A 24091-nucleotide genomic window follows, 5' to 3' on the forward strand; every position below is an offset into this window, starting at 1 on the left:
GGCTGGGGGATGTCGAGGGGACAGCGTGGAAGTCTACGTCTCCGCGCTGACGAACGTCGGGCACTTGGGAGTACGGTCACGCGTTGGAGAGGCGGAGACGCCTGTCCCATTTGTCATGAACGTCAAGTTCGACGGTGCTCGACCACGATCGACGCCCTGTACCAGGAGGCACCCAGCGATGTCGGAACAGCTGAGCGGCGCGGAAGACCGCGGGGAGCGCATTCTCGCCGTGTTCGAGACGGCCTTCGGTGAGCTGCTGGCGGCCGACCCGGCCGCCTTCCAGGTCAAGTTCCGGAAGATGGCGGGCTCGGCCTTCGCCTTCTACCGGGGCACCGCCTGCCTGTTCTACGACGACCTCGCCCGGGAGCGGCACGGCGGCCCGTTCCTGGACGAGCGCACCGGGCGCGTCTGGATCCACGGGGACCTCCACGCGGAGAACTTCGGCACCTACATGGACGCCAACGGCCGCCTGGTCTTCAACGTCAACGACTTCGACGAGGCGTACGTCGGCCCGTTCACCTGGGACCTCAAGCGCTTCGCCGCCTCCGTCGCCCTGATCGGGTACGCCAAGGCGCTCAGCGACGACCAGATCACCGAGCTGGTCCGGGTCTACGCCGCCGCGTACCGCGAGCGCGTCCACGCGCTCGCGACCGGTGCGAAGAACGACGAAGTGCCGCCCTTCACCCTGGACACCGCCGACGGCCCGCTGCTCGGCGCGCTCCGCACGGCCCGGTCACTCACCCGCTTCTCACTGCTGGACTCGATGACGGAGATCCGTGACTTCGAGCGCCGGTTCGCCCCGGGCGGCGGCGCCATCGACCTGGACGCGGCGACCCGCTACAAGGTCCTCGCGGCGTTCGACGGCTATCTGGAGACCCTCCCGGAGTCCAGCCTGACCCGCCCGGACTCGTACCGGGTGAAGGACGTGGTGGGCCGCCGGGGCATCGGCATCGGCTCGGCCGGGCTGCCCTCCTACAACATCCTCCTGGAGGGGAACAGCGACGCCCTGGAGAACGACGTCGTGATCTACCTCAAGCAGGCGCAGACTCCGGCCGTCTCGCGGCACGTCACGGACTCCTCGGTGCGCGACTACTTCCAGCACGAGGGCCACCGCACGGTGATCTCCCAGCGGGCGCTCCAGGCCCACGCCGACCCGTGGCTGGGCTGGACCGAGCTGAACGGTGCCGGACAGCTGGTCGCCGAGGTCTCGCCGTACGCCGTGGACCTCGACTGGTCCGACATCGACGAGCCCGACGAGATCGCGGCGGTCGTCGCCGACCTCGGCCGGGCGACGGCCACCATGCACGCGGCGGCCGACGACGAGAGCGGCCACTCGCTGGTGCCGTTCTCCACCGAGCGGGCCATCGACGCCGCCATCGCGGCCGACGAGGACGGCTTCGGGGACCTGCTCGTCGACTTCGCCCACAGTTACGGCGCACGGGCCCGCCGGGACCACCGGATCTTCGTGGACCTCTTCCGCAACGGGCGCATCCCGGGCCTCTGACAGACTCCCTGGCAGGTGTTGTCCCGGACCTTTAGGGGTCGCTTACAGGAACGCGTGCGAGACTCTCCGGCGATGGACATGTCGAGGACGCACCTTCGGACCGCGCGCGCGGCGCTCTTCGCCGCGCTCGTCGTCACGCTGTCCTCCGCCTCGCACGTGCTGCTCTCCCGGGAAGCCCTGCCGGTGACCGCGCTGGCGCTGACGGCGGGCCTGGTGTTCGCCGCCGCCTACGCGCTGGCCGGGCGGGAGCGCGGCTTCGGGGCGATAGCGGGGCTGCTGGTCCCGTTGGAGCTCGCCGCGGACACCGTCTTCACCACCGGGCAGCAGCTCTGCTACGGCGCGGCGGGCGGCCCGGTGGCCGGTCCGCTGCGCTCCCTCGGTTTCGACGTGCTCTGCGGCGGCCACGGGGTGGGCGCGCCGCTGGCGCGGGTGGCCGGCGTCGGCCGCCCCGCCGCCGCGTCCGCCCTGGAGCTGCCGCTGTCCCCGGGGCCGACGGTCCCCTGGCTGCTGCTCGCCGCGCACGTGACGGTCGGGCTGCTCGCCGCCGCCTGGCTGCGGCGCGGCGAGTCCGCGCTCGCCGCCCTGCTGCGGGCCGCGGCCGCCTTCGCGTTCCGCCCGCTGCTGGTCGCGGCGGCGGTGGCCGCCGCTTCCCGGCGGCCGGTGCGCGACACCGTGCGCCCGGTGGGCCGGCGCCCGCCCCTCGCCGCCCGTCCTCTCTTCACGCACTCCGTGGGCCGGAGAGGACCGCCGGTGCCGGCCTGAGCCCGGTACGGCATTCCTCCCCCCTTCCTCACGTCTCGTACGTACGTCCCACGGAGAACGATCATGAGCAACCGCAACAACCAGGCGAACAAGGCAGCGGCCCGCGAGCGGCTGCGCGCGGAGCGCGAGCGCCAGGCGAAGAAGGACAAGGCCCGCAAGCAGGTCATCGTCGGCGTCTCGATCGTCGCGGTGCTGGCGATAGCCGGCGGTGTCGCCTACGGCGTCAACGAGCTGAACAAGCCGGACGCCTGGGAGGCGGCCGGAGACGCGAAGGTGACCGCCCCGAAGAACACCACCGGCACCAACGGCACGACCGTCGTGATCGGTGAGTCCTCCGCGAAGAAGACGCTGGAGATGTACGAGGACTCCCGCTGCCCGATATGCGCCCAGTTCGAGCAGACCGTCGGCCCGACGGTCACCAAGGACGTCGCGGACGGCAAGTACAAGATCAAGTACGTCGGCGCCACCTTCATCGACAACAGCGACAACGGCGAGGGCTCCAAGAACGCCCTCAGCGCCCTGGGGGCGGCCCTCGACGTCAGCCCCGACGCCTTCCTCCAGTACAAGACGGCGCTGTACTCGGCGAAGTACCACCCCGACGAGACCGAGGACAAGTTCGCCAAGGACAGCTACCTCATCGAGGTCGCGAACTCGGTGGACGCGCTCAAGAACAACAAGGCGTTCCAGAAGGACGTCAACGACGGCACGTACGACGCGTGGGCCGTGAAGATGTCCAAGGCCTTCGACTCCAGCGGGGTCACCGGCACGCCGACCCTGAAGATGAACGGCAAGAACGTGACCGCCGAGGGCAGCGACAGCGCGCCCATGACGGTCGCCGACTACACCACGGCGATCGACGCGGCGCTCAAGGGCTGACGCACCGGCTCGCAGCTCCCCGCCCGGGCGGGCACCTCCGGGTGCCCGCCCGGGCGTCCCGCTCCTCACGGCGAGGACCAGGACGCCTCCCGGCACCGGGTTCCGGCACGGCCCGGCGGGTTCTGGCCATCACCGGCGCGGCGGTCATGTGTCCCGGAGGTCACGGCCGGGACGCCGCTTTGCGGACACACCGCCCGGGACGACGACGGCCGGGTTACGAAAGCGCTTCGAGGACGTACGCGGGGAAGGCGGGGGCTGCCCGGGAAGCACGCCCGCCCCACTGCGAACAGGCCGGAAGAACACTCCCCCAGGCATGACATGCACACGTAATCTCCCGGCGGAGCGGGCGGGGAAATCCCTCGCCCGCGCGTCTTCGAGGAGTCCCTGTGCGCGCTCTCTTCCCGACCTCCCCCCACGTGCGTCGCCGCCTGCTCGCCACCGCCGCCCTGGCCGGAACCCTGGCCCTGACCCCGGTGTCCGCCTCCCCGGTCAACGCCTCCGCCGCCCCGGGCGCCACCGCCTGCGCCGACGACACGACGTCCGCCCTCGCACGCCAGGCCCGCCCCGGGACGGGCGCCACGGCGCACGAGCCCAACGCCGTCAGCACCGCCGCGGCACAGACGATGGACGCGGACCTGCGCACCAGACTCGCCCAGCGCCGCTCGGCCGGGGTCGCCCCGCTGGCGGCCGGCGCCTCGATACCGGTGTACTTCCACGTCATCCACTCGGGCACCACCGGGAAGCTGTCGGCGAGCGCCGTCAGCGCCCAGATGAGCGTGCTCAACAGCGCGTACGCCGGAGCCGGTACGGGCAACACCGCCACCGGCTTCAGCTTCACGCTGGCGGGCACGGACTACACCGACAACGCCACCTGGTACAACGTGGGCTCCGGTTCCAGCGCCGAGAAGGCGATGAAGAGCGCCCTGCGCAAGGGCGGGGCAGGCGCCCTCAACATCTACACCGCCAACCTCGGCGGCGGCCTCCTCGGCTGGGCGACCTTCCCGAGCTCCTACACGTCCAGCCCGAGCATGGACGGCGTGGTGATCCTCGACACCTCGCTGCCGGGCGGCGCGGCCACCCACTACGACGAGGGCGACACCGCCACCCACGAGGTCGGCCACTGGATGGGGCTCTACCACACCTTCCAGGGCGGCTGCAACGGAAACGGGGACTACGTCGCCGACACCCCGGCCGAGAAGACCGAGGCGTACGAGTGCCCGACCGGGCGGGACACCTGCACCAACAAGACCGGGGTCGACCCGATCCACAACTTCATGGACTACACGTACGACTCCTGCATGTACCAGTTCACCCCCGGCCAGGTGCAGCGCATGAGCGACAGCTGGACCGCCTACCGCGGCTGAGTGGGCCGTCCGCCCGCCCCCGGGCCCCGGGCCGTGTCCCAGGCCCGGGGGCGCGGCGCGTCAGAGGGTCGCCAGGAAGCCCAGCGCGACCTTCCACGCCAGCTCGGACGCCTTCTCGTCGTAGTCGGGCAGCCCGTCGTCGGTGAAGAGGTGTCCGGCGCCGGGGTAGCGGTAGATCTCCACGTCCGCCCCGGCCCGCCGCATCTCCAGGTACCAGCTGTTCAGCCAGTCGTGCGTCTCCGAGGCGTCCGGGTCGGCGACGTGCAGCTGGACCGGGAGTTCGTCCGTGCTCGCGTTCTCGGCGAGGTCCGAGGTGCCGTGGAAGAGCAGCAGCCCGCGCGCCTTCTCGTCGCCGAGGGCGAGGGTCTGCGCGACGGCCGCGCCCAGCGAGAAGCCCGCGTAGACCAGGCCCTGCTCCGAGTAGGGCGCGGCGGCCAGGACCGCCCGCTTGAGCAGCTCGTCCTTGCCCAGCTCCTCCCGGTACGCCTGCGCCTCCGCCTGCGTTTCAAAGGTGTGCCCCTCGAACAGATCGGGCACGCGCACCTCATGACCGGCTGCTCGGAGCCGGTCGGCAGCGGCGTGCACCGCGGGCCGGAGCCCGTAGGTCGAGTGGAAAAGCATGATGTTCATGCCGCCCATGGTGCCAGCTGCCACCCCGACCCCGGAGGACACGAGGATGGAGAACGTGCTGCGCCCGCTGCTGATCGTCGGCGGTTCGGTGGCGATCACGCTGCTGGCCGGATACCTGGTGGACTTCGCTCTGCGGCGGGCCGACGTCCGGCACCCGGACACGCCGCTGTGGGGGCTGCTGCGCCGCTGCCGGCCGCCCCTCCAGGTGGTGATCTGCGCGGCCCTGCTGCGCGGCACCTTCGCCCACTTGCGCCTGGAGCTGGTGCGCGACCACCGGGACGCGATCGGCCAGGTGCTGAGCCTGGTCCTGATCGGTGCCTCCGCCTGGCTGGTGGTCCGGGTGGCGGCCACCGTCGTGGAGTCCAGCTACGCCCGGTACGCCACCTCCACCCGCGATCCCGCCCGGGTCCGGCGGGTGCGCACCCAGGTGACGCTGATCCAGCGGGTGGTCATCGCGGTGGTGACCACGGTCGCGGTCGCCGCGATGCTGCTCACCTTCCCGGCGATGCAGACCGTCGGCACCTCGATGCTGGCCTCGGCCGGTGTGCTCGGCATCGTCGCCGGTGTCGCCGCCCAGTCCACCCTCGGCAACGTTTTCGCCGGGTTCCAGATCGCCTTCGGCGACATGGTGCGCCTCGGCGACACCGTGGTGGTGGACGGCGAGTGGGGCACGGTGGAGGAGATCACCCTGACCTTCCTCGCCGTGCGCACCTGGGACGAGCGCCGGATCACCATGCCGGTGTCGTACTTCACCAGCCGCCCGTTCGAGAACTGGTCGCGCGGCGGAGTCCAGATGACCGGCACGGTCTACTTCCACCTGGACCACGCGGCGCCGATGGCCGCGATGCGGGACAAGATGCGCGACATCCTCGGCGAGTGCGGCGCCTGGGACGGCCGGACCTGGTCCCTCGCGGTGACGGACACCACGCCGACCACGATCCAGGTACGGGCCGTGGTCACCGCGAAGGACGCCGACGACATCTGGACGGTCCGGTGCGCGGTGCGCGAGCAGCTGATCGCCTGGCTCCGGGACCACCATCCGTACGCCCTGCCCCGCGTCGCCACGGCCCCCGCCACGCTCGTCGCGGCCGACCAGTGGCCGGAACTGACCTCCCGTACGGCCGCGTCCGTCCGCCGCAACGGCAAGGAGCCGGCCCCACAGCCGGCCCCGCACACCGGCCGCGGCTGACCGCGTCCGCGCCCGCCCGTCCGCGCCCGCCCGTCGGGTGCCCGGCGCGGTGTGCCCGCCCCCTCCGCCGGGCGCGCTCAGCGCAGGCTGCGGACGTCCAGGAACCGCAGCACCCGGTCGACCACCTCCGGGTTCGAACCGGCCTCGCTGCGGGCCGAGAGGACCTCGTGGCGGGCGGCCGACAGCAGCTCCCGCTGGATGCGGGTGACCTCCTTGAACCGCTTCGCCCGCTGGGCGTACGCGTCCCGCCGCTCGTCGTCCACCATGTCGGGGCTGATGCGCGCCCCGATGTCGTAGGCGGCGCGCTGGAGCCTCTCCAGCACGTCCTCGGGGAACTCCTCCACCTGCTGGATCTCCTTCAGCCGCGCCTTGGCCGCCTTCGCGGCACGGATGGCGAGGCGCCTCTCCAGCTCCCGTTCGGCGCCGGTGTCGGCCCGGACGCCGAGCCGGCGCACCAGCCAGGGCAGGGTGAGCCCCTGGAAGACGAGGGTCGCCATGATGACCGCGAAGGCGATGAAGACGATCTCGTCGCGGCCCGGGAACGGCTCTCCGTCGTCGGTCTTCAGCGGTACGGCGAGGGCCAGCGCCACCGAGGCCACCCCGCGCATCCCCGCCCACCACATGACGACCGTCTCCCGCCAGCTGGTCGGGATCTCCTCGCTCACGTCACGCAGGGTGTGCAGCTTCTTGGCCAGCCAGGTCGCGGGCAGCAGCCAGAGCAGCCGTACGCCGATGACCACGGCGACGATCGCGAGCCCCCAGCCCGCCATCCGCCACTCCCGCCCGTCGGCGGTGCCGAAGACGCTGCTGAGTTCCAGCCCGATGAGCCCGAAGGCGATCCCGGTGACCAGGGTGTCCACGATGTTCCAGAAGGTGCGCCCGGTGAGCCGGCCGAGCACGTCGTCGGCGTCCGCGGTGTGCTCGGCGAGGAAGAGCGCGACGGTGAGGACGGCGAGGACGCCCGAGCCCATCAGCTCCTCGGACAGGACGTAGGCGATGAACGGGACGAGCAGGGTGAGGCCGACCTGGAGCGTGGCGTCCCCGAGGAGCCCCATCAGCTTGAGGGTGAGCCAGCCCAGCGCGAGTCCGACCGCCACCGCGACCACGGCCGACAGGACCAGCAGCCCGAAGGCCTCCGGAAGTGAGAAGGTGCCGGACACCGCCGCCGCGATGGCCACGTGGTACAGCACGATCGCGGTCACGTCGTTGAAGAGGCCCTCGCCCTCCAGGATGGAGATCAGCCGCCGGGGCAGCCCGAGCGAGCCGGCGACGGCCGTGGCGGCCACCGGGTCGGGCGGCGCGACGAGCGCGCCGAGTGCCACGGCGGCGGCGAGGGGCAGTCCGGGCACGACGGCGTCGGCGACGGCCGCGACCGCCGCCGTCGTCACGAAGACGAGGGCGACCGCGAGCAGGAAGATCGGCCGTTTGTTGGCGGCGAACTGCCGCCAGGAGGTGCGCTGCACGGAGGCGTACAGCAGCGGCGGCAGCAGCGCGGGAAGGATGATCTCCGGCGGGATGTCGACGTTGGGCACGAAGGGGAGGAAGGCCAGCCCCACTCCGATGAGCGTCATCAGCACCGGGGCCGGCAGCCCCAGCCGCTCCCCCACCGGCACCGTGATCACGGCTCCCAGCAGGAGCAGCAGGAGCAGTGCCATCTGGTCCACGTGAAACGCCTTCCGCAGGATGCAGTCATCCCGCCCGGCACGCGGCCGGACGGGATCTCCACCCTGTCACGCCGGGTCGGCGAGGGAACGTTTCCCAAGGAGCGCCGTCCGCACGGAGGGTGGGTCGGGCGCCGCCCGACGGGCGGGACCTTCGCGCTCGCCCCGGGTGCGGTGACACCCCTGAGGGGCGTCGGGCGAACGTTGGCTACTGCTCCGCGAGCGTGCGGCGCATGGCGCGGTGCGCTATCCCCGCGTCCTGGAACTCGGGGCCGTACACCTGGTAGCCGAGGCGCTCGTAGAAGCCGAGGGCGTGGGTCTGGGCGTGCAGGTCGACGGCGGCCAGTCCGAGCGCCCGCGCCTCGTCCTCCATCGCGCGGACGAGTGCGGCCCCGACGCCGAGGCCGCGGGCCGGCCCGGTGACGGCGAGCCGGCCCAGCGAGCCGACGGTGAGGTCGCCGCCGGTCTTCCCGGCCGCCGCCCCGCCGTGCAGCAGCCGGCCGGTGCCGAGCGCCGTGCCGTCCTCGGTGACCGCGATGACGTGCACCGTGGTGGCCTCGGGCCGGTCGTACGCGTCGTACTCCAGGTCCTCGGGCACTCCCTGCTCGCCGACGAAGACCTCCTTGCGGACCTGGAAGCAGGCCGCGCGGTCCGTCTCGTCGCGCGTCCGCCGGACGGTGTACGGGGTGGTGCCGGTGTTCATTCGCTCTCCGCGGCGATCGTGTCGAGGGCGTTCTGCAGGTCGGCCGGGTAGGAGCTGGCGAACTCGACCCAGCTGCCGTCCGAGGGGTGTTCGAAGCCGAGCCGGACGGCGTGCAGCCACTGCCGGGTCAGGCCGAGGCGCTTGGCCATGGTGGGGTCCGCGCCGTAGGTGAGGTCGCCGACGCAGGGGTGGCGGTGGGCGGACATGTGCACGCGGATCTGGTGCGTGCGGCCCGTCTCCAGCTTGATGTCGAGCAGGCTCGCGGCACGGTACGCCTCGATGAGGTCGTAGTGCGTCACGGAGGGCTTGCCCTCCTGGATCACGGCCCACTTGTAGTCGTGGTTGGGGTGGCGTCCGATGGGGGCGTCGATGGTGCCGCTCATCGGGTCCGGGTGGCCCTGCACCAGCGCGTGGTACTTCTTCTCCACGACGCGGTCGCGGAACTGCGCCTTCAGCAGGGTGTACGCCCGCTCCGACTTGGCCACCACCATCAGCCCGGAGGTTCCCACGTCGAGCCGGTGCACGATGCCCTGGCGCTCGGCGGCCCCCGAGGTGGAGATGCGGTACCCGGCGGCGGCGAGACCACCGATGACGGTCGTGCCGGTCCAGCCGGGGCTCGGGTGGGCGGCGACGCCGACCGGCTTCACGATGACGACGATGTCGTCGTCGTCGTGCACGATCTCCATGCCCTCGACGGGCTCGGCGACGATCTGGACCGGGGGAGCCGCCTGCGGCATCTCGACCTCCATCCAGGCACCGCCCTGGACCCGGTCGGACTTCCCGGCCACCGAACCGTCCACCTGCACCTTTCCGGCGGCGGCCAGCTCGGCGGCCTTGGTGCGGGAGAACCCGAACATCCGGGAGATGGCGGCGTCGACGCGCTCGCCCTCCAGGCCGTCGGGCACGGGCAGGGTTCGGATCTCGGGGTGCGTACTCACCTGGTCGAGTATGCCTTGCGGCCACCGGTGCTGTGACCGGCGATCTTCCCCGGCCGTCGCCCGGCCCCGGCGGACGGCGGCCGGGCGAAAGGCCGGAGTCAGGCCTCAGTCCTTGTGGACGGTGCCGTCCGGGTCCAGTCCCCGGAAGGAGAGGATCACGATGAGGATGCCTCCGCAGACGATCGCGGAGTCGGCCAGGTTGAAGACCGCGAAGTGCGCCGGGGAGATGAAGTCCACCACCGCGCCCTTGAAGACGCCCGGCGCGCGGAACAGGCGGTCGGTGAGGTTGCCGAGGGCACCTCCGAGCAGCAGGCCGAGGGCGATCGCCCAGGGCAGGCTGCGGAGCTTGCGGGCGAGCCGGATGATGACGACGATCACAGCCGCGGCAATGACGGTGAAGACCACCGTGAAGGCCTCGCCCATGGAGAAGGCGGCGCCGGGGTTGCGGACCGCCTCCAGCTTCAGCCAGTCACCGATGATCTCGACGGGGTCGTGGTGCTCCAGCTTCGCGACGACGAGCGTCTTGCTGATCAGGTCGAGGAGGTAGGCCACGACGGCCACGGTGAAGAGCGCGACGAGCCTGCGCCTGCCCTTGCCCGTGACGGCGGTGGCGCCGCCCTCCGGCGCCCCGCTCTCCTCGGCCGCCGCGGTGCCGTCGGCAGGGGTGAGGGGCCCGGGCTCCCCGGCCGCTCCGGCGTCGGGGATGTCCGGCGTTTCGATGGTGCGCTCCGCCTCTGCCACGTGAATCCTCAACCTGGTCGTGTCCGGTACCGCACGCCCGGCCGCCCGGCGGGGGCGACCGGACACGGCCATGGTGCCGATTGAGGACGAGGGTACGACACGAAGCGCCCCGGAGGGTCAGCCGCGTCTCTCCTGCTTCTGCTTGTCCTCCACGCAGAGGGTGGCGCGGGGGAACGCCTGCATGCGGGCCTTGCCGATGGGTTTGCCGCAGACCTCGCAGAGGCCGTAGGTTCCGGCGTCCATGCGGGCCAGGGCGCGCTCGGTCTGCTCCAGCGTCTCCTGCGCATGGGCGGCGAGCGAGAGCTCGTGCTCGCGGGTGATGTTCTTCGTACCGGTGTCGGCCTCGTCGTCTCCGGCTCCGTCGCCGGAGTCGCGCATCAGTCCGGCGAGGGCCGCGCCGGAGGCCTCCAGCTCTGCACGGAGCCGGGTGGCCTCACCGGTGAGTTCGGCCCGCGCCCCGGCGACCTCCTCCGGCGTCCACGGGTCCTCCCCCGGCCGGACGGCCAGTTCCCCGGGTGCGGTCGCCAGGCGTGCCGGGGGCACCGCGGTCGCGCTCGGTCCGCCGGACGCCGCCCTGGCCGCGGTCTTCTTGGCTGCCACCGTCTGCTCTCCTGTCTGCCGGGCGGCGTCGGCCGCCTCCGTGGCCGCTGGTACGGCCTTCTTCGCCGTGCTCGTGCGGGCCGCGCTCTTCTTCGCGGGGGTCTTCCCGGATGCGGTGGACGCGGTCTTCTTCGCGGTGGCCTTCTTGGCGGCGGCCTTCTTCGCGGGTTTCTTCCCGGCCGTCGCCTTTCCGGTCGCCGCCTTCGCCCTGGCCTCCGAAGCGCCGTGGCCGCCCCCGGCTTCCGCGCCGCTTCCCTCGCCCGTCCAGTCGTCCGCCGCGTCCGGTGAAGTCGCTGACGCGGTCGTCCGTTCGACGGTCTTCTTCGCCACCATGGGCGCGGCCCCTTCACCTCGGGTGATCCTGCTCGCGGATCGTGCTGGGACGATAAATCGACCCATGACCCGCGGCAAACGGGGCACGCCGCCCTGCCACCCCTCCCCGCACCCGCCGACGGCCCGCCTGCATCCGTTGTGCCCAGCTCCCCGCCGGGTATTCCGCCGTGCGGCCACGCCACGCGTACCGGGGAGCGCGACGCGCCATTCGGGTCAGCGACGGGGCGCGCGAGCCCGGCACTGTCCGAGCGGAAGGCCCCGGTCCAAAACCGGTCGGACGCCTCGCCCCCGGGCCCGTACACTGGGCGCAGCGAGAGGCATGGATGGGACGAGTAGCGTCGTACGCAGCCGAGAGCGACCCGGGGTCGGTGGAAGCCCGGGGGCGAGCGCGTCGTGAAGATCACCCCGGAGCCGCCGGAAGAACGCCGCAGGCAGGCAAGTAGACCCGGCATCGCACCCCAATGAGGGGGCCACGGGCATGCGCCCGGGCCAAGGAGGGTGGTACCGCGGGAGCCCAGCGCTCTCGTCCCTCCGACGGAAGTGGGAAGACGTCCGCCGGAGGAAGCCCGAACATGACATCGCCGCAGTACCGCCCGGTCCCCGCTCAGGTCGACCTGCCCGCGCTGGAGCACTCCGTGCTCGACTTCTGGCGCGAGGGCAAGGTCTTCGCCAAGAGCCTCGAACAGTCCGAGGGCCGCCCCGAGTGGGTCTTCTACGAGGGTCCGCCGACCGCCAACGGCATGCCCGGCGCCCACCACATCGAAGCCCGCGTCTTCAAGGACGTCTTTCCGCGCTTCCGCACGATGCGGGGCTACCACGTCGGCCGGAAGGCCGGCTGGGACTGCCACGGCCTGCCGGTCGAGCTCGCGGTCGAGAAGGAGCTGGGCTTCAGCGGCAAGAAGGACATCGAGGCGTACGGCATCGCCGAGTTCAACGCCAAGTGCCGTGAGTCCGTGACCCGCCACACCGACGCCTTCTCCGACCTGACGACCCGCATGGGGTACTGGGTCGACATGGACGACGCGTACCGGACCATGGACCCGGAGTACGTCGACTCCGTCTGGTGGTCGCTGAAGAAGATCTTCGACAAGGACCTGCTGGTCCAGTCGCACCGCGTCGCCCCGTGGTGCCCGCGCTGCGGCACCGGCCTCTCCGACCACGAGCTGGCGCAGGGGTACGAGACGGTCGTCGACCCGTCGGTCTTCGTCCGCTTCCCGCTGACCTCCGGCCCGCTGGCCGGCCAGGCGGCGCTGCTGGTCTGGACGACCACCCCGTGGACGCTGGTCTCCAACACCGCGGTCGCCGCCCACCCCGACGTCGAGTACGTCGTGGCGACGAACGGCGAGGAGCGTCTCGTCGTGGCGCGTCCGCTGGTCGGGAAGGCGCTCGGCGAGGACTGGGAGCTCACCGGCCAGTCCTTCACCGGCCGGGAGATGGAGCGCTGGACCTACGAGCGCCCCTTCGACCTGATCGAGTTCCCCGCCGAGGCGCACTACGTCGTCAACGCCGAGTACGTCACCACCGAGGACGGTACGGGTCTGGTCCACCAGTCCCCCGCGTTCGGCGCCGACGACCTCCTGGTCTGCAAGGCGTACGGTCTGCCGGTGGTCAACCCGGTGCGCCCGGACGGCACCTTCGAGGAGGACCTGCCGCTGGTCGGCGGGGTCTTCTTCAAGAAGGCGGACGAGGCCCTCACCGAGGACCTGGCCGCCCGCGGCAAGCTCTTCCGCCACGTCCCGTACGAGCACAGCTACCCGCACTGCTGGCGCTGCCACACGGCGCTGCTCTACTACGCGCAGCCGTCCTGGTACATCCGCACCACCGCCGTCAAGGACCGTCTCCTCGCCGAGAACGAGAAGACCAACTGGTTCCCGGACTCGGTGAAGAACGGTCGCTTCGGCGACTGGCTGCACAACAACGTCGACTGGGCGCTCTCCCGCAACCGCTACTGGGGCACCCCGCTGCCGATCTGGCGTTGCGAGGACGGCCACCTGACCTGTGTCGGCTCGCGCGCCGAGCTGTCCGAGCTCACCGGCAGCGACCAGTCGGGCCTCGACCCGCACCGGCCGTTCGTCGACGCGATCACGTTCACCTGCACCGAGGCGGACTGCCGGCTGGAGGCGTACCGCGTGCCCGAGGTCATCGACGCCTGGTACGACTCGGGTTCGATGCCGTTCGCGCAGTGGGGCTACCCGTACAAGAACAAGGAAGTCTTCGAGAGCCGCTACCCGGCGCAGTTCATCTCGGAGGCCATCGACCAGACGCGTGGCTGGTTCTACACGCTGATGGCGGTCGGCACCCTCGTCTTCGACCAGTCCTCCTACGAGAACGTCGTCTGCCTCGGCCACATCCTCGCCGAGGACGGCCGGAAGATGTCCAAGCACCTGGGCAACACCCTCGACCCGATCCCGCTGATGGACCAGCACGGCGCCGACGCGGTGCGCTGGTTCATGGCCGCGGGCGGTTCGCCGTGGGCGGCCCGGCGCGTGGGGCACGGCACGATCCAGGAGGTCGTCCGCAAGACCCTCCTGACGTACTGGAACACGGTCGCCTTCCAGGCGTTGTACGCCCGCACGTCCGGCTGGGCACCCTCGGCGGCCGACCCTACGCCGGCGGACCGCACGGTCCTGGACCGCTGGCTGCTGAGTGAACTCAACGCCCTGGTGGACCAGGTGACCACCGCACTGGACGGCTTCGACACCCAGCGGGCGGGCAAGCTGCTCTCCTCGTTCGTCGACGACCTGTCCAACTGGTACGTCCGCCGCTCGCGCCGTCGCTTCTGGCAGGGCGACAAGGCCGCGCTGCGCACACTGCACGAGGTCGTCGAGACGGTGACCCGCCTGATGGCCCCGCTGACCCCGTTCATCACCGAGCGGGTCTGGCAGGACCTGGTGGTCCCGGTGACCCCGGACGCCCCCGAGTCGGTGCACCTCTCCTCGTGGCCGGTGGCCGACGCCTCGGCGGTCGACCCCGAGCTCTCCACCCGGATGGCGCTGGTGCGCCGGCTGGTGGAGCTCGGCCGGGCCACCCGCGCCGAGTCGGGCGTGAAGACCCGTCAGCCGCTCTCCCGCGCGCTGGTCGCGGCGGCCGGCTTCGAGACGCTCTCCGCCGAACTGCACGCGCAGATCACCGAGGAGCTGAACGTCTCCTCGGTGGCCTCCCTCTCCGAGGTGGGCGGCTCGCTGGTCGACACCACGGCGAAGGCCAACTTCCGTGCGCTGGGCAAGCGTTTCGGCAAGGGCGTGCAGGCGGTCGCCAAGGCCGTCGCGAACGCCGACGCCGCCGCGCTGTCGCAGGCGCTGCGCGAGGGCACCGCGTCGGTCGAGGTGGACGGCGAGACGGTGTCGCTGACGCCGGACGAGGTCATCATCACGGAGACCCCGCGCGAGGGCTGGTCGGTGGCGTCCGACTCCGGCGCCACGGTCGCCCTGGACCTGGAGATCACCCCGGAGCTGCGCCGCGCGGGCCTCGCCCGTGACGCGATCCGGCTGATCCAGGAGGCCCGCAAGAACAGCGGCCTGGACGTGGCGGACCGGATCGCGGTGCGCTGGACCTCCGACGCGGACGCCACGGTGGAGGCGCTCACCGAGCACGCCTCGCTGATCGCGGACGAGGTGCTCGCCCTGGACTACGCCAGGGGCGACGCCGACGACTCGTACGGCACCGCGTTCGAGGACGAGGGCCTGGGTCTGAGCTTCCGCCTCCGCAAGCACTGACCGGCACGACCCTCCGAAGGCCCGGCGGATCTCTCCGCCGGGCCTTCGGCGTTCCCGGGGGCCCGGGGCACCGGCAACTCTTGTCCCGCTACAGGGTGATTCACACGTATCCGAGTTGATTCAGGCAACTCCAGGCGGATATCGGCCGGTTCCGGGAACGCCGACCGGAGGCCTCCCTGCCGCCGGTACCCGAAAAAGGGCCGGGCCCCGGGGAGATCCCCGGGGCCCGGCCCTCAGCCTGCCGACGGCTACGCGCTCAGCGAGCGCGAGCCGGTCAGTTGTCGTCCTCGTCGATGAGGAAGCCGCGCATCGGCGACGGAGCCTGCTGCATCGGCTGCGGCGCCTGCGGCCGTACCGGTGCCATCGGCTGCGTCATCGCGGGCGACATCTGCTGCTGCCCGCCGAACGACGGTCCGGGACCCATGGACGGGTTGCCGCCCATCGACGGTCCGCCGTGGTTGCCGGAGCCCATGCCGTGGCCCATCGCACCGGCACCGGCCGGAGCCAGCGAAGGCGACGGCGGCAGCGAAGCGGCGGCGGGGGTACGCGGCGGGGCCAGCGAGTCGTCGGCCTGCGTCTCCAGCTGACGCAGCTGGCTCTCCAGGTACGACTTCAGGCGGGTGCGGTACTCGCGCTCGAAGCCGCGCAGGTCCTCGACCTTGCGCTCCAGCGTCGCGCGGGCCGACTCCAGCGAGCCCATCGCCACGCGGTGCTTCTCCTGCGCGTCCCGCTCCAGCGCGTCGGCCTTCGCCCGCGCGTCGCGCTCCAGGCCCTCGGCGCGGCTGCGCGCCTCACCGACGATCTTGTTGGCCTCGGAACGGGCCTCCGCGATCGCCTGGTCGGCGGTCTGCTGAGCCAGCGACAGAACACGGGCGGCGCTGTCGCCACCGGGTCCCTGACCGGGCTGCTGCATCTGCTGCATCGGCTGCTGCATCTGCTGCATGGGCTGCATCTGCTGGTGCATCTGCTGCGGGGCGTGGCCCATGGGGCCACCCATCGTGCCGCCCATGGGACCGCCCATCGGGCCGCCCTGCATCGGGCCGGGGCCGTGCTGGCCCTGCGGGCCGGGGCCCTGCTGCCCCTGCTGGGGGCCGTGGCCACTGGGACCGGCGGGCAGCTGCGGCGGACCCATCTGCGGGGGCTGCTGCTGGACCGGCGGACCCGATATGGCGGCGGGCACGGGAGCCCCGGGCCTCTCCTGCTGCTGCTGCTCCGGGGGCTTGCGCATGGCCTGCTGCTGCTGATTCTGCGCGGCGGCACGCGTCGCCGCGGCCAGCTTGGCGCGCAGGTCCTCGTTCTCGCGGAGCAGTCGCGTCAGCTCGGATTCGACCTCGTCGAGGAAGGCATCGACCTCGTCCTCGTCATAGCCTTCTCGGAGGCGGACGGTCGTGAACTGCTTGTTCCGCACGTCCTCGGGGGTCAGCGGCATCTCTTCTTCACCTCTACGTAGTCGTCGGCAGTCGGCAAGACCGTATCGTTCACACGCTGCTCGCAATGTTGCCCAGGAGGGTGAGCAGGATGTAGACGATGATCATCAGAACGAAGAAGGACAGGTCGAGTGCCACGCCCCCGAGACGCAGCGGCGGAATCAACCGCCGCAGGAGCTTGAGCGGTGGATCGGTGACAGTGTAGGTGGCCTCAAGAACGACCACCATCGGCTTGCCCGGCTGCCATGAACGCGCGAACTGGAAGACGTAGTCCATGACCAGCCGGAAGATCAGCACGATGAGGAAACACATCAGCGCGATGTAGACCACATCGAGTGCGACGCCCATGACCGCGCTTCCCTCTCCCCTGGCTCTCGTAGCTCCGGCCTCTCGGCCGGGTTGTTCCCGTGTCGCGTTCTCAGCTCTGGTTGAAGAACCCGCCCTCTGCAATGCGGGCCTTGTCCTCCGCCGTGACATCGACGTTAGCAGGCGACAACAGGAACACCTTCTGCGTCACGCGCTCAATGCTGCCATGAAGCCCGAAGACCAGTCCCGCGGCAAAGTCGACAAGTCGCTTCGCATCCGTGTCGTCCATCTCCGTGAGATTCATGATCACCGGAGTGCCCTCGCGGAAGTGTTCCCCGATGGTACGGGCCTCGTTGTAGGTCCGGGGGTGCAGCGTGGTGATGCGGTACGGCTCCCGCTCGGAGACGACCTTGGGCATGATCACGGGTGCGTTCTTCTCCAGGTTGGGGCGCTCAGGTGTGATGGATGCCACGGGTGCGATCCGGGCGGGTCGCACGCTGTCCGCGGGCAGCTGAACTGGCTCGCGCGGCGCGGGGGGTTGCACCACTCGTACCGGTTCGTCCCGTTCGCGCTCCCGCTCCACCTGATGCGCGGGCTGGTGCCTGCGCCGGTCCCGCTCGGGCTCCGGCTCGGGTTCGAATTCATCGTCGGGGTCGAACCCCGGACCGTCGTACCCATCGTCCTCCACGAGGCCGAGGTAGACCGCCATCTTGCGCATCGCGCCGGCCATGCTCCGAGTCCTCCGCTCTGTGGTGGATCGGCAATCGTCACCAAGTGCCAGCGATCCACGGTGGTCTGCCCCGTAATGAGCGGGAATGACCATATTTTCTGCTGTGGTCCGACCTTCTTCGCGACGTTACCCGAGCCGGGGTCGGACTCCGAGTACCGCAGTACCGACGCGCACATGTGTCGCTCCGGCCGCCACGGCGTCCTCAAGATCCGAACTCATCCCCGCGGAAACCATGTTCGCAGTCGGATGGTCCGCGCGCAGCCGGGATGAGATTTCCATCAGCCGCCCGAAGGCGGCTCGTTGCCGTCCCGCGTACGGACCGGCGAGCGGCGCGACCGTCATCAGGCCGTCGAGCCGGAGCCCGGGTGCCGCCGCCACCGCGTCGGCCAGCGCCTCCACCCCCTCCGGCGCGACTCCGCCCCGATCGCCGCGCCCGCCGTTCCCGGCGTCGAGGGCGACCTGGATCAGACAGCCGAGTTCGGTCTCCCGCTCTCCGGCCGCGGCCGTGGAGAGTGCGGAAACGAGCTTGATGCGGTCGATGGACTGCACCACATCGGCATAACGCGTCACCGAACGAACCTTGTTGGTCTGAAGTTGACCGACAAAGTGCCAAGTGAGCGGCAGATCCGAGCAGTCCGCAGCCTTGGGGGCGGCGTCCTGGTCACGGTTCTCGGCCACCTGACGCACACCGAGGCCGTGCAGGATCCGCACGTCGTCGGCGGGGTAGGTCTTGGTGACCACGATGAGGGTGACCTCGTCCCGCGACCGGCCGGCCGCGGCACAGGCCGAGGCGATACGTTCCTCCACCCGCGCCAGGTTCTCGGCGAGTTCCGTGCCGCGGTCCGTCATGCCCTGCCCTCGTCGTCCTGGTCGTCCTGGTCGCCCCCATCGAGATGCCCGTCCAGCCAGACGTATCCGGCGAGCCTTCCGGTGGTGCGGTCGCGCCGGTACGAGAAGTGGTCGTCCGACTCCCGCGTGCAGAAGGGCGAACGCTGTACGTCACGCACGCCGAGGGCGTCCAGTTGGGAGTGGACTCCGGCGACGACGTCGACCGCCGGGGTGCCCCACCGGGTCTCGGCCCGGGCGGCGGGGACAACCGCGGCGACCTCGTCCCGCATCACCGCGGGGACTTCGTAGCATCCACCGCAGACCGCCGGTCCGGTGCGGGCGACGATCCGGGAGGCTTCGGCGCCGAGGGCGAGCATCGCCTCCACGGCGGCGGGGACGACTCCGGCGACGAGCCCCGGGCGACCGGCGTGTGCCGCCGCGACGACCCCGGCGACCGGGTCGGCCATCAGGACCGGGACGCAGTCGGCGGTGAGCACCGCCAGGGCGAGCGCCCGACGGGCGGTCACCAGCGCGTCCACCGCGGGGATCTCGCGGTCCGGGCCCCACGGCCGGTCGACCACGGCGACCTCGCGGCCGTGCACCTGGTTCATCCAGACGACCCGCTCCGGGTCGAGTCCGAGGGAACCGGCCGCGCGCGCCCTGTTCGCGACCACGGCGGCGGGGTCGTCTCCGACCGCGCCGCCGAGGTTCAGGGACGCGTACGGGGCGGCGCTCACTCCGCCCCACCGGTCGGTGAAGGCGAAGTGAGCGCCGGCGCCGCCGGACGTGTCCGCTGCGGGTCCTGCTGTCTCCGTGGCCCCCGCGAGGTGCGCGGGGACCACGTCGTGCCGGTCTATCACTTCAGGAAGTCCGGTACGTCCAGCTCTTCGGCCTGGGTGTCCTGGTAGGGACGGGCCGTCGGAACGTGCGGCGGGGAGACCGGCGGCAGCGAGACGTCGTTCGCGGCCGGCACGGCCTCGACAGGAGCCGGGGCTTCGTCGCGCGGCGGGACGGAGCCGAGTCCGGCCGAGTGGCGGACCGGCTCGGGCCGGCCCGACGGAGCGGGCTCCTCGCGCTTGGCCGAAGCGGCACCGATCACGTTCTCGCGGCGGGCCGGCGGCTGGCCGCCGTCGAAGCCCGCAGCGATCACGGTGACCCGCACCTCGTCGCCCAGCGCGTCGTCGATGACCGCGCCGAAGATGATGTTCGCCTCCGGGTGCGCCGCCTCGCTCACCAGCTGGGCGGCCTCGTTGATCTCGAAGAGACCGAGGTCGCTGCCGCCGGAGATGGAGAGCAGCACGCCGCGGGCGCCGTCGATGGACGCCTCCAGGAGGGGCGAGGAGATCGCCATCTCGGCCGCCGCCACCGCGCGGTCGTCGCCACGGGCCGAGCCGATGCCCATGAGTGCCGAACCCGCCTCGGACATGACCGACTTGACGTCGGCGAAGTCGAGGTTGATGAGGCCGGGGGTGGTGATCAGATCGGTGATGCCCTGGACACCCGAGAGCAGCACCTGGTCGGCCGACTTGAACGCGTCGAGCACGCTCACCTGGCGGTCCGAGATGGACAGCAGCCGGTCGTTGGGGATGACGATGAGGGTGTCGACCTCTTCGCGGAGTTCGGCGATGCCGTCCTCCGCCTGGTTCGCGCGCCGACGGCCCTCGAAGGTGAACGGGCGGGTGACCACACCGATCGTCAGGGCGCCCAGCGAGCGGGCGATGTTGGCGACGACGGGTGCGCCGCCGGTGCCGGTGCCGCCGCCCTCTCCTGCGGTGACGAAGACCATGTCGGCCCCCTTGAGGACCTCCTCGATCTCTTCACGGTGGTCCTCTGCCGCCTTGCGACCGACTGCCGGGTTGGCCCCGGCGCCGAGTCCCCGGGTGAGTTCACGGCCGACGTCGAGCTTGACGTCGGCGTCGCTCATCAACAGGGCTTGCGCGTCCGTGTTGATCGCGATGAACTCGACGCCCTTGAGACCGACCTCGATCATTCGGTTGATGGCATTGACACCACCGCCGCCGACACCGATGACCTTGATGACTGCGAGGTAGTTCTGCGGTGCTGCCACGTCGAAGGCCTCTCGCCTCGATTTACGTGTCGTCGCTCTGCGGTGGCCCGCCGCGACGACGGATGTCGATGGGGACGGTCCGAACGCCGACCCAAACCCTAACGCTGAAGTTTAGGGTTACCAGTGTGTCTGCTTCTTGGACTCTTCCGAACAGGACACTAAGTCGACAAGTGGCGCACGTTCAACGAACACGCCGAACCTCCCGTTTTTCTTTTCACCCTATGTGATCACCCGTAGCGATGACCAACCAGGGTGCTGGTCAGGGCAAATACCCGTCAACTGTCCGAAGACGCAGGAGCGGTGGGCGCACTCACGTCGAAGTGTCCTGCTTTGGGTGCCGCTTTCATCAGGGCGGTGAGGACTTTCGCCTTCACCGCGCCCTGTTCACCACTGCCCCAGACCACTTCCCGTCCCCCCGTCAGCTCCAGCGAGATCGCATCGTACGAGGTCACCCGCACGACCTCGGTGTCCCGGGCGACGGCGGCGGGGAGGTCGCCGGCGACACCGACCGCCTCCCGCAACAGACGGTCACCGCCGAAACGGCGCAGACTGGCGGAACGATCGGGTTTCAATTCCAGCAAAGGGATCCCCTTGGGCGCTTTGCCCACGGTTGCGAACCGCACACCTCCGGAGTCCACTTCGGTGAACTTTGCGCCCTTTTTCACCAGGAGGACCGGCTTTCGCTCGGTCACCTCGATATCGATTCCGTGCGGCCAGGAACGCGTGACGTCCACGGTGTCGATACGGGGGAGCTTCTGCCGCAACCGGCGCTCCAGGGAATCGGTGTCCACCCCGATCAGCGGCGAGCCGACCGGAGCCGCAGCCGCCGCCTCCACCTCCGCCGTGGAGAGGATCCCGGTCCCGCCGACCTCGACCCGCTCCAGCCGGAGCCAGGAGGAGCCCCAGAGCGCCCACGCCAGGCCCCCGGCCAGCAGAGCGGCCCCCGAGGCTCCGAGGAGCAGGTTTCTGCGGCGGGCGGACCCGTCTCTTCCGGGTCCGGCGTGCGGCGCGCGCGCCGGAGTGTCCGCCTGCTGCCCTGAACCGCGCTGGGCGGTCGTCGGTCCGGCCACGCTCGCTCCTTCGCCGGGCCCGGGGCGCACGCCCCGGGCCCGCCCCGCCTCACGCCTGGCGGCGTGCGGCAATCGCTTCGTACACCATGCCGACGAGCAGGTCGTCGGCATCGCGGCGGCCGAACTCGGCGGCGGCACGCGACATTTCGTACAGTCGGTGCGGATCGGACAGCACCGGGAGGACGTTGGCCTGTACCCACTCGGGAGTGAGGGCCGCGTCGTCGACCAGCAGGCCGCCGCCGGCGTTGACCACCGGCTGAGCGTTGAGCCGCTGTTCGCCGTTGCCGATCGGCAGCGGGACGTACGCGGCGGGCAGCCCGACGGCGGAGAGTTCGGCCACGGTCATCGCGCCCGCACGGCAGAGCATCATGTCGGCCGCCGCGTACGCGAGGTCCATCCGGTCCACGTACGGTACCGGGATATAGGGCGGCATACCGGGCATGTTGTCGATACGCGGCAATTCGTTCTTCGGGCCGACCACGTGCAGGATCTGGATGCCCGAACGCTGGAGCAGCGGCGCGACCCGCTGGACCACCTCGTTGAGGTGGCGGGCGCCCTGCGAACCGCCGGAGACCAGCAGGGTGGGCAGGTTGGGGTCGAGCCGGAAGGCGGCGCGCGCCTCGGGGCGGACCCGGGCCCGGTCCAGGGTGGCGATGGTGCGGCGCAGCGGGATGCCGATGTAGCGGGCACCGCGCAGCTTGCTGTCGGGGGTGGAGACGGCGACGCCGTGGGCGTACCGGGAGCCGATCTTGTTGGCCAGGCCGGGGCGGGCGTTGGCCTCGTGGACGACGATCGGCACTCCGGCGCGCTTGGCTGCGAGGTATCCGGGCAGCGCGACGTAACCGCCGAAGCCGACCACGCAGTCGGCCTTGGTGCGTTCCAGGATCTGCTCGGCGGCCTTGATGGTGCCGCGCAGCCGGCCCGGGACGGTGATCAGCTCCGGTGTGGGCTTACGGGGCAGCGGTACGGCCGGGATGAGCGCCAGGTCGTACCCCCGCTCGGGTACGAGCCTTGTCTCCAGTCCGCGTTCCGTGCCGAGGGCGGTGATGCCCACGGTCGGGTCCTGCCTGCGCAGGGCGTCTGCGAGGGCAAGCGCGGGCTCGATGTGGCCGGCGGTCCCCCCGCCGGCGAGTACGACATGCACCGAAATTCACCGCTCTCCGGACGGACGCTTCTTGACGCGCCGTCTCATCGTCTTCCATCTCACCCCGGGCCTCCGCATGGCCAGGGCCGCTTGCGCACCGGGCTGCTCACGCGCGAAGGCGATCATCAGCCCGACCGCGAACATGGTCGGCAGCAGGGCCGACCCCCCGTAGGAGAACAGCGGGAGCGGGACGCCGGCGATCGGCAGCAGACCGAGCACCGCACCGATGTTGATCACAGCCTGCGCGGTGATCCAGGTCGTCACACCTCCCGCGGCGTACCTCACGAAGGGGTCCTCCGTGCGTCCGGCCACGCGGATACCCGCATAGCCTAGAGCCGCGAAGAGGGCGAGCACCGACAGAGTCCCCGCCAGCCCCAGTTCCTCGCCGGTGATGGCGAAGATGAAGTCGGTGTGGGGTTCTGGCAGTTGTCCCCATTTTTCCACGCTCGCACCGAGTCCCGATCCGAACCAGCCACCGGACGCGAGGGCGTAGATTCCGTGCGCGGCCTGCCAGCAGCCGCCCGCGGCGTCCGGTTCGCTGACGCCCACGCAGGCGAGCCGGGACATGCGGTTCGGGTTGGTCTTGATCAGCAGGACGGCGATGGCCCCGGCGAAGCCGAGCACCCCGACGAAGAGCCGGGTGGGCGCCCCGGCGAGCCAGAGCAGGCCGAAGAGGATCGCGGTGAGGATGATCGCGGTGCCCATGTCGCCGCCGAGCATGATCAGTCCCAGCAGCATGAAGGCGACCGGGACCAGCGGCACCAGCATGTGCTTCCACTGGGTGAGCAGCCGCTTGTCCTGTTTGCGGGCGAGCAGGTCGGCCCCCCACAGCACGAGGGCCAGCTTCCCGAACTCGCTGGGCTGGAGCTGGAACGGGCCACCGATGTAGAGCCAGTTCTGGTTGCCGTTGACCGACATCCCTATGCCGGGGACCTGGACCAGCGCCATCAGGAAGACCGTGCCGAGCAGCATCGGGTAGGCGAGCCCTCGGTGGAGCTTGACCGGCATGCGGGCGGCCAGCACCATCAGTCCGGCTCCGATGACGGCGGCCAGGAATTGCTTGCGGAAGAAGTAGGTGCTCGGCTTGGCGAGTTCCAGCGCCTTGATCATGGAGGCGCTGTAGACCATCACGAGGCCCAGCACGATGATCAGCAGGCTGGAGCCGAGGATGACGTAGTACGCCGTCAGGGGGCGGTCCCAGGCCCTCAGTGCCCGTTCGCGGGCGCGGCGCACCCCGCCGCCGCGCGGGCTGCGGGGGGCGGGGGCCGGGCGGGCCGGGGGCCGGGCGGGCCGGGGGCCGCGTCCGGAGCCCGCGGCCAGCCGTCCGCGCAGGGCCACGCCGGGGTGGGTCGGCACACCGTCTCCGGGCGGGCCGTACGGGGCGGCCGGGGTGAACGGCCGGGTGAGGAAGGCGCCGGTCCTCGTCGCGTGGGCCCGTGCGCGGACCCGTCCTCGGGCGTCGGGCCCCTCATCGGCCGGCATAGTCGCTGTCCCCTCCGCT

General features: G+C 71.2%; 21 protein-coding genes. 6 read left to right on the forward strand and 15 right to left on the reverse strand.

Translation table 11 applies throughout. From position 1 onward, the window contains the following. Positions 1-178 precede the first annotated feature (178 nt). From ACFZAX_RS18575 to ACFZAX_RS18590, 4 genes are all read left to right on the forward strand, one after another. Entirely contained in the window at positions 179-1504 is a 1326-nt protein-coding gene (locus tag ACFZAX_RS18575) for a DUF2252 family protein (protein ID WP_390962698.1), read from the forward strand. A gap of 72 nt (positions 1505-1576) precedes the next feature. Further along, positions 1577-2266: a hypothetical protein gene (locus ACFZAX_RS18580; protein ID WP_390962699.1), complete on the forward strand. Its 690-nt coding sequence runs from the start codon at positions 1577-1579 to the stop codon at positions 2264-2266. Between the two features lie 63 nt (positions 2267-2329). Beyond that, the gene (locus ACFZAX_RS18585; protein WP_390962700.1) at positions 2330-3142 is read left to right on the forward strand and encodes a thioredoxin domain-containing protein; all 813 of its coding nucleotides are present in this window, start codon (positions 2330-2332) and stop codon (positions 3140-3142) included. Between the two features lie 386 nt (positions 3143-3528). Next, on the forward strand, positions 3529-4506 hold the full coding sequence (locus tag ACFZAX_RS18590) for a M43 family zinc metalloprotease (RefSeq protein WP_390962701.1): 978 nt from the start codon (positions 3529-3531) through the stop codon (positions 4504-4506). Between the two features lie 60 nt (positions 4507-4566). Here the strand turns inward: ACFZAX_RS18590 and ACFZAX_RS18595 are convergent, their stop codons facing one another. Next, entirely contained in the window at positions 4567-5145 is a 579-nt protein-coding gene (locus tag ACFZAX_RS18595; RefSeq protein WP_390963007.1) for a dienelactone hydrolase family protein, read from the reverse strand. Positions 5146-5182: 37 nt separating this feature from the next. Between ACFZAX_RS18595 and ACFZAX_RS18600 the strand changes: the two genes are divergently transcribed. Next, positions 5183-6325, forward strand: coding sequence for a mechanosensitive ion channel domain-containing protein (locus tag ACFZAX_RS18600; protein ID WP_390962703.1), 1143 nt, complete (start codon positions 5183-5185; stop codon positions 6323-6325). Positions 6326-6402: 77 nt separating this feature from the next. On the opposite strand, the gene ACFZAX_RS18605 is transcribed toward ACFZAX_RS18600, so the two are convergent. The 5 genes from ACFZAX_RS18605 to ACFZAX_RS18625 form a co-directional block, all read right to left on the reverse strand. Continuing rightward, positions 6403-7989: a Na+/H+ antiporter gene (locus ACFZAX_RS18605; RefSeq protein WP_390962704.1), complete on the reverse strand. Its 1587-nt coding sequence runs from the start codon at positions 7987-7989 to the stop codon at positions 6403-6405. 205 nt (positions 7990-8194) lie between these two features. Then, entirely contained in the window at positions 8195-8689 is a 495-nt protein-coding gene (locus ACFZAX_RS18610) for a GNAT family N-acetyltransferase (RefSeq protein ID WP_390962706.1), read from the reverse strand. Continuing rightward, complete coding sequence (locus tag ACFZAX_RS18615; RefSeq protein WP_390962708.1) at positions 8686-9627, reverse strand: RluA family pseudouridine synthase; 942 nt, start codon at positions 9625-9627, stop codon at positions 8686-8688. The genes ACFZAX_RS18610 and ACFZAX_RS18615 overlap by 4 nt, the downstream gene beginning before the upstream one ends. Before the next feature lie 105 nt (positions 9628-9732). Continuing rightward, complete coding sequence (gene lspA / locus ACFZAX_RS18620; RefSeq protein WP_390962709.1) at positions 9733-10368, reverse strand: signal peptidase II; 636 nt, start codon at positions 10366-10368, stop codon at positions 9733-9735. Positions 10369-10485: 117 nt separating this feature from the next. Then, on the reverse strand, positions 10486-11301 hold the full coding sequence (locus ACFZAX_RS18625) for a TraR/DksA C4-type zinc finger protein (RefSeq protein ID WP_390962710.1): 816 nt from the start codon (positions 11299-11301) through the stop codon (positions 10486-10488). Positions 11302-11873: 572 nt separating this feature from the next. Here ACFZAX_RS18625 and ileS point away from each other — a divergent pair. Further along, entirely contained in the window at positions 11874-15017 is a 3144-nt protein-coding gene (gene ileS / locus ACFZAX_RS18630; protein WP_390962711.1) for an isoleucine--tRNA ligase, read from the forward strand. Between the two features lie 274 nt (positions 15018-15291). On the opposite strand, the gene ACFZAX_RS18635 is transcribed toward ileS, so the two are convergent. From ACFZAX_RS18635 to ftsW, 9 genes are all read right to left on the reverse strand, one after another. Next, positions 15292-16446, reverse strand: a complete 1155-nt coding sequence (locus ACFZAX_RS18635) for a DivIVA domain-containing protein (RefSeq protein WP_390962713.1) — start codon at positions 16444-16446, stop codon at positions 15292-15294. Between the two features lie 49 nt (positions 16447-16495). Then, positions 16496-16792 carry a YggT family protein gene (locus tag ACFZAX_RS18640; RefSeq protein ID WP_327175243.1) on the reverse strand — a complete coding sequence of 99 codons (297 nt, stop codon included), beginning with the start codon at positions 16790-16792 and terminating at the stop codon, positions 16496-16498. Between the two features lie 70 nt (positions 16793-16862). Further along, positions 16863-17480 (reverse strand): cell division protein SepF, encoded by a 618-nt coding sequence (locus tag ACFZAX_RS18645; RefSeq protein ID WP_327175244.1) that lies wholly within the window; start codon positions 17478-17480, stop codon positions 16863-16865. Between the two features lie 126 nt (positions 17481-17606). Then, on the reverse strand, positions 17607-18329 hold the full coding sequence (locus tag ACFZAX_RS18650) for a YggS family pyridoxal phosphate-dependent enzyme (protein WP_390962716.1): 723 nt from the start codon (positions 18327-18329) through the stop codon (positions 17607-17609). Next, complete coding sequence (gene pgeF / locus ACFZAX_RS18655) at positions 18326-19165, reverse strand: peptidoglycan editing factor PgeF (protein ID WP_390963009.1); 840 nt, start codon at positions 19163-19165, stop codon at positions 18326-18328. Before pgeF ends, ACFZAX_RS18650 begins: the two co-directional genes overlap by 4 nt. Beyond that, complete coding sequence (gene ftsZ, locus ACFZAX_RS18660) at positions 19165-20376, reverse strand: cell division protein FtsZ (RefSeq protein WP_390962718.1); 1212 nt, start codon at positions 20374-20376, stop codon at positions 19165-19167. The genes pgeF and ftsZ overlap by 1 nt, the downstream gene beginning before the upstream one ends. Positions 20377-20651: 275 nt before the next feature. Continuing rightward, on the reverse strand, positions 20652-21446 hold the full coding sequence (locus ACFZAX_RS18665; protein ID WP_390962720.1) for an FtsQ-type POTRA domain-containing protein: 795 nt from the start codon (positions 21444-21446) through the stop codon (positions 20652-20654). 49 nt (positions 21447-21495) lie between these two features. Continuing rightward, positions 21496-22590, reverse strand: a complete 1095-nt coding sequence (gene murG, locus ACFZAX_RS18670; RefSeq protein WP_328722196.1) for an undecaprenyldiphospho-muramoylpentapeptide beta-N-acetylglucosaminyltransferase — start codon at positions 22588-22590, stop codon at positions 21496-21498. A gap of 6 nt (positions 22591-22596) precedes the next feature. Then, positions 22597-24072, reverse strand: coding sequence for a putative lipid II flippase FtsW (ftsW, locus tag ACFZAX_RS18675; protein WP_390962722.1), 1476 nt, complete (start codon positions 24070-24072; stop codon positions 22597-22599). Positions 24073-24091: the final 19 nt, after the last annotated feature.

Origin of the sequence: Streptomyces sp. NPDC008125, assembly GCF_042957125.1 — a bacterium.
GTDB lineage: Bacteria > Actinomycetota > Actinomycetes > Streptomycetales > Streptomycetaceae > Streptomyces.

What these genes read in the sequence shown, in the direction of transcription:
- ACFZAX_RS18575 (WP_390962698.1), top strand. Translation starts at nt 179, where the DNA reads ATGTCGGAACAGCTGAGCGGCGCGGAAGACCGCGGGGAGCGCATTCTC.
- ACFZAX_RS18580 (WP_390962699.1), top strand. Translation starts at nt 1,577, where the DNA reads ATGGACATGTCGAGGACGCACCTTCGGACCGCGCGCGCGGCGCTCTTC.
- ACFZAX_RS18585 (WP_390962700.1), top strand. Translation starts at nt 2,330, where the DNA reads ATGAGCAACCGCAACAACCAGGCGAACAAGGCAGCGGCCCGCGAGCGG.
- ACFZAX_RS18595 (WP_390963007.1), bottom strand. Translation starts at nt 5,145, where the DNA reads ATGGGCGGCATGAACATCATGCTTTTCCACTCGACCTACGGGCTCCGG.
- ACFZAX_RS18600 (WP_390962703.1), top strand. Translation starts at nt 5,183, where the DNA reads ATGGAGAACGTGCTGCGCCCGCTGCTGATCGTCGGCGGTTCGGTGGCG.
- ACFZAX_RS18610 (WP_390962706.1), bottom strand. Translation starts at nt 8,689, where the DNA reads ATGAACACCGGCACCACCCCGTACACCGTCCGGCGGACGCGCGACGAG.
- ACFZAX_RS18625 (WP_390962710.1), bottom strand. Translation starts at nt 11,301, where the DNA reads ATGGTGGCGAAGAAGACCGTCGAACGGACGACCGCGTCAGCGACTTCA.
- ileS (WP_390962711.1), top strand. Translation starts at nt 11,874, where the DNA reads ATGACATCGCCGCAGTACCGCCCGGTCCCCGCTCAGGTCGACCTGCCC.
- ACFZAX_RS18635 (WP_390962713.1), bottom strand. Translation starts at nt 16,446, where the DNA reads ATGCCGCTGACCCCCGAGGACGTGCGGAACAAGCAGTTCACGACCGTC.
- ACFZAX_RS18640 (WP_327175243.1), bottom strand. Translation starts at nt 16,792, where the DNA reads ATGGGCGTCGCACTCGATGTGGTCTACATCGCGCTGATGTGTTTCCTC.
- ACFZAX_RS18645 (WP_327175244.1), bottom strand. Translation starts at nt 17,480, where the DNA reads ATGGCCGGCGCGATGCGCAAGATGGCGGTCTACCTCGGCCTCGTGGAG.
- ACFZAX_RS18650 (WP_390962716.1), bottom strand. Translation starts at nt 18,329, where the DNA reads ATGACGGACCGCGGCACGGAACTCGCCGAGAACCTGGCGCGGGTGGAG.
- ftsW (WP_390962722.1), bottom strand. Translation starts at nt 24,072, where the DNA reads ATGCCGGCCGATGAGGGGCCCGACGCCCGAGGACGGGTCCGCGCACGG.